Origin of the sequence: Manganibacter manganicus (assembly GCF_002075885.1) — a bacterium.
GTDB lineage: Bacteria > Pseudomonadota > Alphaproteobacteria > Rhizobiales > Rhizobiaceae > Mesorhizobium > Mesorhizobium manganicum.
In genome coordinates this window covers 67,505-81,920 of the sequence record NZ_MDET01000018.1, presented here as the reverse complement: position 1 = coordinate 81,920, position 14,416 = coordinate 67,505, and the positions used below count along the sequence as shown (strand labels likewise).

The window sequence follows — 14,416 nt, the reverse complement described above, 5'->3', positions numbered from 1 at the left end:
ATGGATCGAGCGCCGCGAGAACGTCATCGCGCTCGGTCCCAGCGGCACGGGCAAGACCCATGTCGCGCTCGGCCTCGGCCTGGCGGCGTGTCAGAAGGGCCTTCCCGTCGGCTTCATTACCGCTGCCGCCCTGGTCAGCGAGATGATGGAGGCCCGCGACGAACGGCGTCTGCTACGCTTCCAGAAGCAGACGGCTGGCTACAAGCTCCTCATCATCGATGAGCTCGGCTTCGTGCCGCTCTCCAAGACCGGGGCAGAATTGCTGTTCGAGCTGATCTCGCAACGCTACGAGCGCGGTGCGACCCTGATCACCAGCAATCTTCCTTTTGACGAATGGACGGAAACGCTGGGGTCGGAACGCCTGACCGGCGCTCTGCTCGACCGCATCACCCACCACGTCAACATTCTCGAGATGAACGGCGATAGCTACCGTCTCGCTCAAAGCCGCGCCCGAAAGGCTGGCTGAAACCCTCACAAAAATCGCCGACGCCGCAAGCGGGAAACTCTGGTCGGGCTACGCCCTCCCGACGTTCCCCACTTGCGGCGCGAAGTGGCCTACTTTTGCGCCGCCCAATGGCCTGATTTTGCTCCGCCGTTGACACTTCAGGCCGGCGCCGTCATCTCGGCGGCGCTCATCACCGGCATCCGTTCCGATCTCCCCGGCCAGATCACCGCACAGGTCACGGAGAACATCTACGACAGCCCGACCGGGCGCATCCTGCTCGTTCCGCAGGGCACGCGCCTGATCGGCCAGTATGACAACGGCGTCCAGTTCGGTCAGCGCCGCGTGCTGCTCGTCTGGAACCGGCTCATCATGCCGAACGGCCACTCGATCGTTCTCGAGCGCCAGCCGGGCGCAGACACCCAAGGCTATGCCGGCCTTGAGGATGGCGTCGATTATCACTGGTGGGATCTCGCCAAGGCGGCCGGCCTCTCGACGCTGCTCGGCATCGGCGCAGAACTTGCCACCGACGACAATGACCGCCTCATCGCCGCAATTCGGGGCGGCGCGCAGGACACTATCAATCAGGCTGGTCAACAGATTATCCAACGCCAATTGCAGATCGCGCCGACGTTGACGATCCGGCCCGGCTTTCCGGTCCGCGTCATCGTCACGCACGACCTGGTGCTCGAACCCTACAGGAGTTGACCATGGCCAAGCTGAAACTCGGCCCCATCGCCGACGACAAGCCCATCAAGATCACCGTGGAGCTGCCGGCCGCGCTCCATCGTGACCTGACCGACTACGGCCGCCTCCTGGCCGAAGGCGGCACGCCGGTCGAGCCCGCCAAGCTCATCGTGCCGATGCTGGAGCGCTTCGTCTCAACCGATCGCGGCTTCGCCAAGGCACGGCGCGAAAAGCCATAGGAGCGAGTACGGCCCGCATGACCAGCACGCTGAGTTTGGTGATCTGCGATAGAACTGCTGTGTTTCTGGCCCCCCAGCGATGACATCGTCGAGGCTCGCCAGTATTCTCGAATCAAATGGTTCGATCACGAAAAGCCAGTCTGAATGCCCCGCGACGATTTTACAGCAGCAACAAAACGTTATCTCGCTTTGCGGGCAAGCCACCACTGTTCGCTCTGCAAAGTCTCCACGGTTGGACCGAGTGACGAGAAACCAACTGCTGTCACCATGATCGGAAAGGCAGCGCATATCTGTGCTGCTTCACCTGGCCCCGGCGCAAGACGCTACGATCCGACGACGACAAGCGCGCAGCGCTCCGACATCAGCAATGGTATCTGGCTGTGCGCAAACTGCGCAGACCTAATCGACAAGGATGAGGTCCGGTTCACGGCCGATTGGTTGAGGCGAGCCAAGGCTGAACATGAGAAGTCGCGCAAGATCGGCAACGTCTCGGGCCAGGGCGATGGGGACATCATTGCTATTGGTCCATCCATAGTCGCCGTTGGCTCTGTCCAGAGAACCAGCCCCGCTGGAACCCGTGTTCAACTGGCGCACTTTGTTGAAGGAAATGGACGCGAGCTGTTTTCTTTTGCCGAGGGCTTTGACCGCCTTCCCGAGAGGGATCGGTATATCCTCCTTAGCGAACTCGGTTTTGGCAACTTGCTCCTGCGAGCGCCGACGATCGAGCGAACAAACGGTGTCTATGAGGTCGAGTTTGCTTTGCAGGAGCACTTGACCCGCATCAGTGCAACGTCAGGCATCTGCGGGATGTGCATTGAGACGGGCCGGATGATTTCTGGGATGGAAGTGCTGGTTCAGAATTTCGAGCGTACCCTGGGAATGGCGCGCGGAACGTGGTTCGCCAACCTTGAAGGTGGCAGCGATCTATCCGATCTTTATTGGCGTTACAAAAACTCTCCATGGTTCGCCCGCCTGGCCATGAAGGAGATGATCCGGCTTTCATGCCTTCCAACCTTTCGGAGGGATGCCAAGGAAATTGCCACGCCGCTCGCCTGCGTAAATCGGGTCGACAGGGTTGAAGTGCCGACCTTCAAACTGGTCGATCAGCACCTGTCCCTTACGGTGGAATTCGACATTGAAGGGCTGGGACCGTGGGTGGGAGGCCTCTCTGTTTTCGTTTCCATGCCAGAACAACTCGAAGAGTCGCGTGCGACAGCAAAACTCCATGCGGATAGAATCGCCCAAATCGAAATGACGAGTACGGCTCGCTAGGCGATAAATCCACGGCCATCCAATGCCCTCTCGCTATCGCACGAGCATCAGCGCCAACCGGTTCAGCTCGTGACCACGGGGTGCCGCCAATGCGTGGGCGTGAATGCGGCACGCTACACGTCGCCGATCGCCCTCCACAGTCCGCCATGCGCCGAGGAGATCGCAGTCACGTTTGCTGGTCGGCTCCCGGCAAACGCTGAAAACGGTGCTGGAGGAGCGAGGCACGCTATGGCGACCCTGAACGTCAAAACTACCAATCACGAAGACATGGTGGCCTGCGCTACACAGATTGTGGGCAACGGGGGACGGAAATGAGCCAATCGCCCTCACTGACCAAGCGCACCATTCGCCGGCATCAACTCCGCGAGATCGTCCCGCTCGCCGACACGACCATCTACGACATGGAACAGCGCGGCGAGTTTCCGCAGCGCTTCTATCTGACCGCCCGAACCGTGGTGTGGGATCTCGGCGAAGTGGAGACTTGGCTGGAGCAGCGCCGCCAAGCCTCCAGAGCAAAAGCCATCAAGCGAGCGCCGTCGCCTGACGTCAATCTGAGGAAGGCCCGGCCCGTCAAAGGCTAGGCTCGGGAACCAGAAGGTCCATGGACGCCGGATAGAGCGTCGGGACATATTTCTGGCCGGCGACCCAGGCGTCGATGAGATTGGCCCATTCCTGCATCATGTGGCGACGCTGGTGCTCATATTCCGCCTTGTTGTAGATGCCGCGCGACGACCGGCCGTCCTCATGCGCGAGGCACTTTTCGATCCAGTCGCTGTTGAAGCCCAATTCGTTGAGCAGCGTCGAGCCCGTCCGGCGAAGATCGTGGACGGTGAACGGCTCCAGCGGCAGCCCTGCCTTCTTGGCCTGCTCGACGACCGCATAGGTGATGCGATTGCGCGCGGGACATCGGCGCGTCGGCATCGTAACGCGACGGCAGCAGGTATTTGGAATTGCCGGCGCAGGTCTTGAGCGCGACAAGGATGTCGATCGCCTGCTCCGCGAGATAGACGTTGTGCGCCTTGGAGCGCTTCATCCGCTCCTTCGGGATCGACCACACCGCATTCTCGAAATCGACTTCATCCCAGGTGGCGTCCTGCAACTCGCTCTTGCGAACCATTGTGAGCAGAAACAACTTCATTCCGAGGCGGATGGTCGGAAGCGTCGCCACATGCTCAAGCTGGCCGAGCATGACCCGGATTTCGGGGGGCGATAGTGAACGGTCCTTGGGAACGAAGGTGGCGATCGAGGCCGGCCCGACTTCCTCGGCGGGATTCGGCACCTTCTCCCCGTGCAGGATCGCGAAGGAATAAATCAGCTTCACAATATCCCGGACATGGACCGCCGTTGCGGGAGCGCCACGGGCTTTCACCTTCGCGCACATCGCTCTCAAATCCTCGGAGCTGATTTCCGTCAGTAGTCGATTCCGAAATGTCGGAAGGATGTCGCGCTCGTAGATCGAGCGGCGCATGGCACGGGTGCTTTCCGCCATCCGGTGCTCTTGCAGCCAGCGCTCGCCAAACTCGCCGAAGCTCTTTGCCTCCTTGATCCGGCGCTTCTCCCGCTGCTTTTCCTGCGCAGGCGACCGCCCTTCGAGAATGGCCCGCTGCGCGTCGATCAGCTTCTCCCGCGCACGCGCCAGGGACAGGTCGGCCGAGCCGTATCGGCCGAGTGTCAACGTCTCGCGGCGACCGTTCATGCGGTAGTCGTAACGGAACACGATCGCACCCGATGGCTGGACCGCGACATACATACCGTCACGGTCGGCGACCTTGTATAATTTGTCTTTTGGTTTCAGTGCTTTGATGGCAGCGTCAGTCAGCATTGGACCCTCCGAAATCGTTCAAAAAACGCTAGAGAGCCACCAATTATACCGTCAGGCCAAAAACTGGCCTCCATGAACGGCAAATGTCCTTTTAATTTCAAAGGAGTAATGCCGAAAAAAATACCGTCACAAGCCCTCTACGCCGTGACGGTATATGCAATCTGACAATGAAACAAGAGTCACCATACCGTCAGCTATACCGTCAATTCCGAGGCGTGTCTCGCGATAGACGGCGATAGATGACGGACGGTTTATTTAGCTATTTCAGTGTGTTATAGAGGGTCATAGCGTAAAATCGGCGGCGTTCGGATGGATCTGAATTATTCCCACTCGATGGTGCCGGGGGGCTTGGAGGTCACGTCGTAGACGACGCGGTTGATACCTTTGACTTCGTTGATGATGCGGGTGGCGGCGCGGCCGAGAAAATCCATGTCGTAGTGATAGAAATCCGCCGTCATGCCGTCCACAGATGTGACGGCCCGCAGGGCACAGACAAACTCATAAGTGCGGCCGTCGCCCATCACGCCGACCGTCTGCACCGGCAGAAGAACAGCGAAGGCCTGCCAGATGGCGTCGTAGAGACCGGCCTTGCGGATCTCGTCAAGATAGATGGCATCTGCCTCACGCAGGATTTCCAGCTTGTCGCGCGTCACGCCACCTGGGCAGCGTATGGCAAGGCCGGGACCGGGAAACGGATGCCGCCCGATGAAACTGTCCGGTAGGCCGAGTTCCTTGCCGAGCAGCCGCACTTCGTCCTTGAACAGCTCGCGCAGCGGCTCGATCAGCTTCATCTTCATGCGCTCAGGCAGGCCACCGACATTGTGGTGCGACTTGATCGTGGAGGAAGTCGCGCCCGTAAAGGAGACACTCTCGATCACATCAGGATAAAGCGTTCCCTGCACAAGGAAGTCGGCGCCGCCCAATTTTTTCGCCTCTTCCTCGAACACTTCGATGAACAGGCGCCCGATGGTCTTGCGTTTCTTTTCGGGGTCGCTCTCGCCTTCCAACGCCGAAATGAACCGGTCGGAGGCATCGACCAGAATCAGCGGCAGATTGTAATGCTGGCGAAACATCGCCACCACGTCCGCCGCTTCGTTCTTGCGCATCAGGCCGTGATCGACAAGGATGCAGGTGAGTTGATCGCCGATCGCCTCATGCGCGAGAAGTGCCGCGACGGAAGAATCGACACCGCCCGAAAGGGCACAGATGACCTTGCCCTTGCCAACCTTGTTTCTGATCGCTTCGATGGCCTGTTCGCGATAGGCGGCCATCGTCCAGTCCGAATGCAAGCCGGCAATGTGCTGGACAAAATTCTGCAGCAGCCTCGCGCCGTCCGGCGTGTGGACGACCTCGGGGTGGAACTGCACGGCGTAGAATTTGCGCGCCTCGTCCGCGATGGCAGCAAAAGGCGCGCCGGTGGACGTGCCAACGACACGGAAGCCGGGCGGCAGGCTCGTCACCCGGTCGCCATGGCTCATCCACACCTGATGACGCGTGCCCTTGGCCCAGACGCCATCGAACAGGGCGCAATCATCCTGAATTTCAAGGAAGGCGCGGCCGAATTCCCGATGGTGACCGCCTTCGACCTTGCCACCGAGTTGGGCGCACATGGTCTGTTCGCCATAGCAGATGCCGAGCACCGGAATATCGGCGGAAAACACCGCATCCGGCGCACGCGGGCTGCCGATATCGACGGTGGAGTGCGGGCTGCCCGACAGAATAACCGCCTTCGGCGCGATGCGCCGGAAGGCTTCGTCCGCCGATTGGAACGGCGCGATCTCGCAGTAAACGCCAGCTTCGCGGACCCGTCGCGCAATCAACTGCGTGACCTGACTGCCGAAGTCGATGATGAGGATGGTGTCGGGATGATTGGCTGTCGTCATGGCGGGCCTTTAAAGACAAAGTCGAGTCGGTGCAATGGGCTCAAATGCCGCGACGCGGCCTAAAGCGCCGGCCCATTGAGATCGGGCTTCTCCTGCGGCTCATCCAGCTTCATTTCGCCGGAAGTGAACGCGCGCTCCAAGTGCAGCACAGCCTCGGCCAGCCGTTCGTCGATAACATGGAGATATTCGGTCCAGTCGCCAACATGGCGCAACTCGGCCGCACCGTCGGAAATGCCGCGCAGCCCGATCAATGGAACATCGAACAAATGGCAGGCGCGCAGGCAGGCATAGGTTTCCATATCGACCATGTCGGCCTCGATCGCATCATAGGCGCCGCCGGAGATAATGCCCGCGCCGGAGGAGAGGCTCGCCCCGGCAATACCAGGAATGCGAAGCTGCAACGGAACCACGGCCGGCAGATCGAGGAAGGGCGTAGCGCCCTTGGCAAAGCCAAGCGGCGAAGCGTCCATGTCGCGATAGGAAACGGACACCGCCTGATAGATGTGGGTTTGTTCAAGCGTGCGCGAGCCGGCTGAACCGAGGCTGACAACCAGATCGGGCAGCGCATGCTCTGCTTTCAGCCATGAGAGTTCAGCACCGAGGCGAACTCCCGCCTCCACCGGCCCGACACCCGTCATCAGCGGCACAAACAGACGTTTGAGATGAGGGCCGTATTCGGCGTCCGCGGCCATAACGAACAGAACGTCCTTGCCGCCCATCCTGACAGAAGTTTTCATCGCGCCTGCCCTCCGCTATGGCTCCGGGCTTCGTCGCTAGAAAAGCCCATTTAGTGGCTTTTAGTCGGCTTTCAGCCGAACGCTCCTCACCCCTGAACTTCCTCCCGACCGACAACCGTCATCATCGTGCCGGTCATGGTGGCGATCAGCTTGGCCTCGCCGTCCGCCTCCAGCGAATAGGCCTGTCCGTCTGCCACGATGATGTTGCGGCCGGGCTTGGTGACACTGCCGCGAAACAGGAATCGTTCGCCACGGCCCGGTGCCAGAAGGTTCACCTTGAACTCGATGGTCAGAACGCCGGCATTCTCCGGCATGAGAGAAAACGCCGCATAACCGCAGGCCGAGTCGAGCGCCGTAGAGATCACGCCGGCATGGAGAAAACCGTGCTGCTGGGTGAGCGCTGCCGAATAAGGCATCTCGATCTCGACGATGCCCGGCGTCACCAGCGTGAGTTCAGCACCAATCGTCGCCATCGCCTGCTGACGGACGAAGGACGCCCTGACGCGTTCCTCGAAGTTCGCTGCCGGTATCCGCTTGGCGCTCATTGGCCATATCTCCGCTGCCAAAAAAGCTTATTGCAGAGGCCGCGGGAACGAGCAACGGCCATACAAAGCACGGAAGGCGCGTCAGGCATGCCGACGAAGGGCGCAGAAATAAAACCCGTCCGTGCCACTCCGCGCAGGCGAAAGCGCGATGCCGTTCTCCAACATTCGCGCGGCGTCCTGCCTGCCTGGGAAATGTGCATTCCAAAGCATGCCATGATCGACCGGAACGAAATTGCTGTGTCGCGCCCGAAAGACGGCGATCTGGCCGTCGTTTTCTTCCTCGAAAACGGAACAGGTAATGTAGGCGAGAAGCCCGCCGGGCTTGACGAATTCGCGTACTGTATCGAGAATTCCCGCCTGTTCGGCCTTGCGCGCATCGAGTTGCCGGCGTGCCAGCCGCCATTTCGCGTCGGGCCGCCGTCGCCATGTGCCGCTGCCCGTGCAAGGCGCGTCGACCACGACCAGATCCATATGCCCCGTAAGGGCCGACAGTTCCGCCGGCTTTGAAATCACCTGTACATTGCGATTTTCGGAGCGGCGAAGCCTGTCGAAGATGGGGGCCAGCCGCTGCTTCTCAGCATCATGGGCATAAATCTGCCCGTGATTCTGCATCATCGCCGAGAGGGCCAGCGTCTTGCCGCCGGCGCCGGCGCAGTAGTCGAGCACCTGCTGGCCAGGCGTCGCCGCCGTCAGTTCCGCGGCAATCTGGGAACCCTCATCCTGCACCTCGAACCAGCCTTTCTGGAAAGCCGGTTCGGCCTGCACGTTGGGATGGCGTCCGCCACCCGCGATCGGCGCAATGCGGATGCCCTGTGGCGCAAGCGCACAAGGGACCGCACCAGTAGAGGCCAGTTCGGTCAGGACCTTGGTCCGCTCGGACTTCAGCGTGTTGACCCGGATATCGAGCGGTGGACGGGCGGCCAGCCCGGCGCTCTCCTCGACCCACTCGGCCCCGAAACTTTCCATCAGCAATGGCACACACCAGTCAGGCGCGTCCGCCTGCACTTCCGGTGGAGCATCACCGGCACTTGCAGCGTCAATCGCCTGCAATTCCGTTTCGCTCAACGGCGGCGGTGCAAAGCGATCACCGTCAAGGGCGGCATTCAGGGACTGCGGCGTACGGCCCCATTCAAGAAGAAGAGCGCCGAAGGCAACGGCGCGCGGCGTATCATCGCCAAGCAGCCAGCCTGCGGAACGCCTGCGGCGCAAACCGTCATAGACGATATTGCCAATCGCCGCGCGGTCGCCGCCGCCGGCAAAGCGATGCGAAATCCCCCAATCCTTCAACGCTTCAGCCGCCGGCCGGTGCCTTTGCCGGATGTCGTCCAGCACTTCGATGGCCGCTGCCAGCCTTCCGCCCAGTCTCATGCTATCCTTGCCGGTGCCGTTCGAATGAGCTGTTCCTGTAGAGTGCGCGGGCAAGCGGCACAAGCCAAGCGCGCGGCGGAACGCACCTTTTCACATCAAGCCGTCTTCTGCTCCGCCAGTCCCAGTTCCTGCATCATTGCCTCCCGCATCAGGAATTTCTGCGGCTTGCCCGTCACCGTCATTGGCAGGCTGTCCTTGAAACGCACATAGCGCGGCACCTTGTAATGGGCGATCTGCCCTTCGCAGAACGCCTTGACCTCCTCTTCGGTCAGGGTCTGGCCCGGAACTCTCACGATCCATGCGGCGATGACCTCGCCATATTTTTCGTCCGGCACGCCGAACACCTGTACCTCCTTGATCCGGCCGTTGCGGTAGAGGAACTCCTCGATCTCGCGCGGATAGATGTTCTCGCCGCCACGGATCACCATGTCCTTCACCCGCCCGACAATGTTGCAGTAGCCTTCGGCGTCGAAGGTGGCGAGATCGCCGGTATGCATCCAGCCCTCCGCGTCAATGGCCTCGGCCGTCTTCTCCTCATCCTGCCAATAGCCCTTCATCACCGAATAGCCGCGCGTGCAAAGCTCGCCCGACTGACCGACCGCAACGGTCTTTCCGTCGGTATCGACGACTTTGCATTCGACATGCGGCTGGATGCGCCCGACCGTCGAAACCCGCTTTTCCAGCGGATCATCGACACCGCTCTGGAACGAGACCGGGCTGGTTTCGGTCATGCCGTAGGCGATGGTCACCTGCCCCATATGCATGAGAGAGATCACCTTCTTCATCACCTCGATCGGACAAGGCGAACCGGCCATGATGCCGGTGCGCAGGCTGGAAAGGTCGAATCGGGAAAAATCGGGGTTGTCGAGCATGGCGACAAACATGGTCGGCACGCCGTAGAGGCCGGTGCAGCGTTCCTGCGCCAGCGCCGTCAAAGTGGCGCCAGCGTCAAAACCCTCGGATGGAAACACCATCGCCGCGCCCTTGGTCACGCAGCCCATCGAGCCCATCGACATGCCGAAGCAGTGGTAGAAGGGCACTGGAACGCACAGCCGGTCCTCGGCTGTCAGCTTGATGGTCGAGGTGACGAAATTGCCGTTGTTGACAATGTTGCGATGCGTCAGCGTCGCGCCCTTGGGCGAACCCGTCGTGCCGGACGTGAACTGGATATTGATCGGATCGTTGTTGTCGAGCGAATCCGAAATCGCATCCAGCCGCTCATATTCGTCGCGCCCGGCCATGGCCAGCACATCGCCGAAATTGAACATGCCTTGCGTGTTGTCCTCGCCGACGCGAATGACGATCTCCAGGCGCGGCAGGCGCGCGGATTTGAGCTTTCCCGGTTCCGATTCGGCCAGTTCCGGCGCGAGCTTCGCCAGCATGCCGAGATAGTCCGACGACTTGAAACTCGCTGCCGTGACCAGCGCCTTGCAACCAACCTTGTTGAGCGCATAGTCCAGTTCGGCCATGCGATAGGCCGGGTTGATATTGACCAGAATGATGCCGACGCGGGCGGTGGCGAATTGCGTGACCAGCCATTCCCAGCGGTTCGGCGACCAGATGCCGACACGGTCGCCCTTTTCCAGCCCGAGCGCCAACAGGCCCGCGGCGAAGGCATCCACCGTTTCGGCCAGTTCATCCCAGGAAAAGCGCTTGTCCTGCTCGACAAAGACCGCCGCATCGCGCGTGCCATAGGCGCTCACCGTCTCGGCGAATACCTGTGGTATGGTCTTTTCCAGAAGCGGGGTGGAATGCTGCCCTACCACATGCGACATGCCGTCGACCGGCGTGATGAACCCGGCAGGGCCGCGAAGATGAGTGGCATTGTTCAGTTCGTTGAGATTGAGAGCCATGGCCGCTTCCTCCTCGCGAAACATCCAGGACTGCCAGCCTAACAGCGGTGCAGCCTTGCGAATATCCCCCTATGGTCGAGATAAAAGCGCAGCGCCCACCCTGGCGACAACCTCGTCCAGCAGCGCAGCATCATTTGCCGCACGAGCCTTACGTGATGCGACCAGGCAGGCCTGCGAGGGCAGGACCAGCCCGTCAGTCAGCTTCTTGAGATGGTTGGCGCGCAAGGTGGAGCCGGTGCTGGTGATATCGACGATAATGTCCGCCGAGCCGGCTGCCGGGGCGCCCTCCGTGGCGCCGAGGCTTTCGACAATGCGATAGACCTGTATGCCATGCTTGCCCGAAAAGAATTGCTGGGTCAGCCGCCAGTATTTCGTCGCGATCCTCAGCCGCCTCCCGTGCCGCGAGCGGAAATCCGCTGCCACGTCATCGAGGTCGGCCATGGTGTCGACGTCGAGCCAGGCATCGGGCACCGCCACCACGACATCGGCATGGCCGAAGCCGAGCCGTGCGACAATCTCCGCCCGCTCTTCCCAATCGGCAAGGTTTTCACGCACCAGATCCTCGCCGGTGACGCCAAGGTCCACCCCGCCCCGGCCAATCTCGCCGGCAATCTCCGAGGCAGACAGGAAGGCGATCTCGACTTCGGGAAATTCCGCGATGCGCGCATGATATTTACGCGTATCTTCGGGCAGGTTCACGGTCAGTCCCGCCTTGGCGAGAATTTCGAGCGCCTGTTCCTTCAGCCGGCCCTTCGAGGGCAGAGCAAGCACGATCATTGCGCGCCCTCCCGCAACGTCTCGATGCGGTCGAGCCAGACCGAAAAGCCGACACCGGGAATGGTCGCCTTTGCGCCAAGCAGGGTCAGCAGGCGGTCATAACGGCCGCCGCCGACCAGCACGCCGGCCTCGCCTTGCGCCGCGATCTCGAAAACCAGCCCGGTGTAATAATCGAGCGGGCGGCCAAAGGCCGCGTCGTAGCGAACCGCGTCCATATTCAGGCCATGGCTGGCGATAGCCACGGTGCGGGCGCTGAAATTTTCCAGTGCCGCATCGAACGAAAGCCCCGTGCTGGCCGCAAAGGCCGACAGGGCCGCACCAGCCCCCGCCAACGGCACGTCGATGGCGAGGAAGGCCTTGAGCGCGGCAAACGCCTCGTCGGACAGCCTGACGCTGCGCAGTTGCACCTTCTCGATCAGGCGGCGCGCAATGTCTGCGGGTGCGCGCCCCACGGATGGCGAAAGCCCTGCTTTGTCCATGTTCGCTTCGATATGGGCAGCAAGCCCTTCGACATCGCCATCCGCCGCAAGCAGCGCGGCCTCCCCGCCAAGGCGACCGTTGCGCGATGGATTGGCGAGATCGGCAAGGGCGGCCTCCAGCATGGCGCGAGAGCCGAAAGCGCGCGCCAGGCGCATGCGCCAGCCGCGCGGCAGGCCAAGCGCGGCCAACACGGCCTCGAATATGCCCTGGTCACCAAGCGTGACAGTCAATCGCAGGTGGGGCAGCGCCATGGCCACCAGCGCATGCGCATCGACGACGCTGCGCGCGTCGGCTGCGGCAATATCAGGATCGCCAAGATCCTCGATGCCGGCCTGAAAGAACTCGTTGCCGCCCTCGCGGCGCTGGCGAAAAACCTCGCCAAGATAGCCATAACGGCGCGGTGTACCCGCCTGGCTCGCGATGTGGTCACGGCAGACGGGAATGGTGAATTCCGGCCTCAGGCATAATGCTGCCCCCGTCTCGCTTTCCGTGAGGAAGATGCGGCGGCGCAAATCCTCGCCCGCCATGTCGAGGAACGGATCGGCCGGCTGCAACACCGCCACCTCGACCATGGCCGCACCACGCTCGACGAAAAGCTTCCGCACATCGGCGGTAATGGCGGGGTAGCGGGTGGTCATGGGGAGGCGGTATCCAAAGCTGTTTATTCCCCTTCCCTGTCCGCCTTCTGGGCGTCGAGAATCTTGCGCACCTCGGCAACGATGTCGGCCTCTTTCACAGTCACCTGGCCGGGACGCGCTTCCTTGTATTCGGCGTGATCGGCGATGGCCTTTGCCTGCCTTGCGCCTTCGATCAGATCCTTGAGCTGGACCTCGCCATTGGCGCGCTCGTCGCCGCCCTGAATGACGGCGACCGGGCAACCGCGCCTGTCGGCATATTTCAACTGCGCCTTCATGCCGGCGCCGCCGAGATACATTTCGGTGCGGATTTTTGCCTTGCGCAGGTCCGCCACCATTTTCTGATAACGGCCAAGGCTCTCCGTATCCTTGTCCATGACCAGAACCACCACCGGCTGGATCACGTCGGACGTGTCCAGCTTGCCGAGGTTCTTCAATGCCGTCATCAGGCGCGAAACGCCGATGGAAAATCCCGTCGCCGGCACCGGCTCGCCACGGAAGCGCGACACCAGCCCGTCATAACGGCCGCCGCCGCCAACCGAGCCGAAGCGCACGATTTTTCCCTCCTCATTGGGAATTTCGGCCAGCAATTCGGCCTCATAGACCGGGCCGGTGTAGTATTCGAGGCCGCGCACGACAGATGTATTTATTGCAATCCTGTCTGGCCCATAACCCGCAGCTTCAAACAGATGATAAAGCTGCTCCAATTCATCAACACCAGCGCATCCTACCGCACTATCGACCACACTTAAGCGGGCGTTTTCGATTGAACCGATCGAATTCTCGACCCATAAAATATCGTCCTCGGCCATATCGCGCCCGACAAGTGGCCGTACTTTGCTTCTTGAATTGGAAATGCCCGTATAAGCTGATCGCCCTAAAAGCGGCTCGATCCGCGAAATTTGCTTCTCATCAAGCCCGGCACCCTTGGTGAAATCACCACTCTCGTCCAGCCGGCCCTTGCCGAGCAAATCGCGCACGCCATCGGCGCCAACCTTGTCCAGCTTGTCGATGGCCCGCAGCACCGTCAGTCGCCGTCCCGCATTCTCGTCGCCGCCCAGCCCGATCGCTTCAAGAACTCCGTCCAGCACCTTGCGGTTGTTGACGCGGATAACATAGTCGCCGCGCTTGATGCCGAGTGCTTCCATCACGTCAGCCATCATCATCGCCATTTCGGCGTCCGCCGCGACGCCCGGCGTTCCCACTGTATCGGCATCGAACTGCATGAACTGGCGAAAGCGCCCCGGCCCCGGCTTTTCGTTGCGGAACACCCAGCCGGAACGATAGCTGCGGAACGGCTTTGGCAGGCGCTCGTAATTTTCCGCGACATAGCGCGCCATCGGCGCGGTCAGGTCATAGCGCAGCGACAGCCATTGCTCGTCATCGTCCTGAAAGGAGAAAACACCTTCGTTCGGCCGGTCCTGGTCCGGCAGAAACTTGCCCAGCGCGTCGGTATATTCGATCAGCGGCTGATCTGCCGGCTCGAAGCCGTAAAGCTCATAGACCTCGCGGATCGTCGCAACCATCTTCTCGACGGCGCGAATGTCGTCGGCACCGCGATCGACCAGCCCGCGCGGCAGCCGTGCCTTCATCTTTTCCGATCTTGCGGCCATGCGATCCACTCTGCGGTCAGGATTGTCCAATACGCGCGCCGGCCTGCGATCCGGGCGGATACG

General features: G+C 61.3%; 12 protein-coding genes and 2 pseudogenes. 5 read left to right on the top strand and 9 right to left on the bottom strand.

Annotated elements, in window-relative coordinates; genetic code table 11:
- From BFN67_RS12915 to BFN67_RS12895, 5 genes and pseudogenes are all read left to right on the top strand, one after another.
- Window positions 1-466, top strand: a 466-nt coding sequence (locus BFN67_RS12915) for an ATP-binding protein (RefSeq protein WP_139789142.1), incomplete at its 5' end; no start/stop codon positions are given.
- 120 nt (window positions 467-586) lie between these two features.
- Window positions 587-1,150 (top strand): annotated as a pseudogene (locus BFN67_RS12910) (TraB/TrbI/VirB10 family type IV secretion system protein); the annotation flags it as partial.
- Window positions 1,151-1,152: 2 nt separating this feature from the next.
- A complete protein-coding gene (locus tag BFN67_RS12905) occupies window positions 1,153-1,368 on the top strand; it encodes a DUF2274 domain-containing protein (protein WP_080919976.1) in 216 nt (71 codons plus the stop codon).
- A gap of 144 nt (window positions 1,369-1,512) precedes the next feature.
- The gene (locus BFN67_RS12900; RefSeq protein WP_080919975.1) at window positions 1,513-2,640 is read left to right on the top strand and encodes a hypothetical protein; all 1,128 of its coding nucleotides are present in this window, start codon (window positions 1,513-1,515) and stop codon (window positions 2,638-2,640) included.
- Between the two features lie 311 nt (window positions 2,641-2,951).
- Entirely contained in the window at window positions 2,952-3,221 is a 270-nt protein-coding gene (locus BFN67_RS12895) for a helix-turn-helix transcriptional regulator (RefSeq protein ID WP_080919974.1), read from the top strand.
- On the opposite strand, the pseudogene BFN67_RS12890 reads toward BFN67_RS12895, so the two are convergent.
- The 9 genes and pseudogenes from BFN67_RS12890 to hisS form a co-directional block, all read right to left on the bottom strand.
- Window positions 3,211-4,462, bottom strand: a pseudogene (locus BFN67_RS12890) (tyrosine-type recombinase/integrase). The gene BFN67_RS12895 and the pseudogene BFN67_RS12890 sit on opposite strands and share 11 nt — an antisense overlap.
- Before the next feature lie 320 nt (window positions 4,463-4,782).
- Entirely contained in the window at window positions 4,783-6,345 is a 1,563-nt protein-coding gene (gene guaA / locus BFN67_RS12885) for a glutamine-hydrolyzing GMP synthase (protein WP_080919973.1), read from the bottom strand.
- 59 nt (window positions 6,346-6,404) lie between these two features.
- Window positions 6,405-7,082, bottom strand: a complete 678-nt coding sequence (locus BFN67_RS12880) for a 5'-methylthioadenosine/S-adenosylhomocysteine nucleosidase (protein ID WP_080919972.1) — start codon at window positions 7,080-7,082, stop codon at window positions 6,405-6,407.
- 86 nt (window positions 7,083-7,168) lie between these two features.
- Window positions 7,169-7,627 carry a PaaI family thioesterase gene (locus BFN67_RS12875; protein ID WP_080919971.1) on the bottom strand — a complete coding sequence of 153 codons (459 nt, stop codon included), beginning with the start codon at window positions 7,625-7,627 and terminating at the stop codon, window positions 7,169-7,171.
- Window positions 7,628-7,708: 81 nt separating this feature from the next.
- Window positions 7,709-8,995: an RsmB/NOP family class I SAM-dependent RNA methyltransferase gene (locus tag BFN67_RS12870; RefSeq protein WP_080919970.1), complete on the bottom strand. Its 1,287-nt coding sequence runs from the start codon at window positions 8,993-8,995 to the stop codon at window positions 7,709-7,711.
- A gap of 95 nt (window positions 8,996-9,090) precedes the next feature.
- Entirely contained in the window at window positions 9,091-10,848 is a 1,758-nt protein-coding gene (locus BFN67_RS12865) for an AMP-binding protein (protein ID WP_080919985.1), read from the bottom strand.
- 69 nt (window positions 10,849-10,917) lie between these two features.
- A complete protein-coding gene (hisG, locus tag BFN67_RS12860) occupies window positions 10,918-11,625 on the bottom strand; it encodes an ATP phosphoribosyltransferase (RefSeq protein ID WP_080919969.1) in 708 nt (235 codons plus the stop codon).
- Window positions 11,622-12,743 carry an ATP phosphoribosyltransferase regulatory subunit gene (locus BFN67_RS12855; protein WP_080919968.1) on the bottom strand — a complete coding sequence of 374 codons (1,122 nt, stop codon included), beginning with the start codon at window positions 12,741-12,743 and terminating at the stop codon, window positions 11,622-11,624. Before BFN67_RS12855 ends, hisG begins: the two co-directional genes overlap by 4 nt.
- Window positions 12,744-12,766: 23 nt before the next feature.
- Window positions 12,767-14,353: a histidine--tRNA ligase gene (gene hisS / locus BFN67_RS12850; protein ID WP_080919967.1), complete on the bottom strand. Its 1,587-nt coding sequence runs from the start codon at window positions 14,351-14,353 to the stop codon at window positions 12,767-12,769.
- Between the last annotated feature and the right edge of the window lie 63 nt (window positions 14,354-14,416).

Excerpts from the sequence above, each read along its gene's own strand:
- BFN67_RS12905 (WP_080919976.1), top strand. The coding sequence starts at position 1,153 with ATGGCCAAGCTGAAACTCGGCCCCATCGCCGACGACAAGCCCATCAAG.
- BFN67_RS12900 (WP_080919975.1), top strand. The coding sequence starts at position 1,513 with ATGCCCCGCGACGATTTTACAGCAGCAACAAAACGTTATCTCGCTTTG.
- BFN67_RS12895 (WP_080919974.1), top strand. The coding sequence starts at position 2,952 with ATGAGCCAATCGCCCTCACTGACCAAGCGCACCATTCGCCGGCATCAA.
- guaA (WP_080919973.1), bottom strand. The coding sequence starts at position 6,345 with ATGACGACAGCCAATCATCCCGACACCATCCTCATCATCGACTTCGGC.
- BFN67_RS12880 (WP_080919972.1), bottom strand. The coding sequence starts at position 7,082 with ATGAAAACTTCTGTCAGGATGGGCGGCAAGGACGTTCTGTTCGTTATG.
- BFN67_RS12875 (WP_080919971.1), bottom strand. The coding sequence starts at position 7,627 with ATGAGCGCCAAGCGGATACCGGCAGCGAACTTCGAGGAACGCGTCAGG.
- BFN67_RS12870 (WP_080919970.1), bottom strand. The coding sequence starts at position 8,995 with ATGAGACTGGGCGGAAGGCTGGCAGCGGCCATCGAAGTGCTGGACGAC.
- BFN67_RS12865 (WP_080919985.1), bottom strand. The coding sequence starts at position 10,848 with ATGGCTCTCAATCTCAACGAACTGAACAATGCCACTCATCTTCGCGGC.
- hisG (WP_080919969.1), bottom strand. The coding sequence starts at position 11,625 with ATGATCGTGCTTGCTCTGCCCTCGAAGGGCCGGCTGAAGGAACAGGCG.
- BFN67_RS12855 (WP_080919968.1), bottom strand. The coding sequence starts at position 12,743 with ATGACCACCCGCTACCCCGCCATTACCGCCGATGTGCGGAAGCTTTTC.
- hisS (WP_080919967.1), bottom strand. The coding sequence starts at position 14,353 with ATGGCCGCAAGATCGGAAAAGATGAAGGCACGGCTGCCGCGCGGGCTG.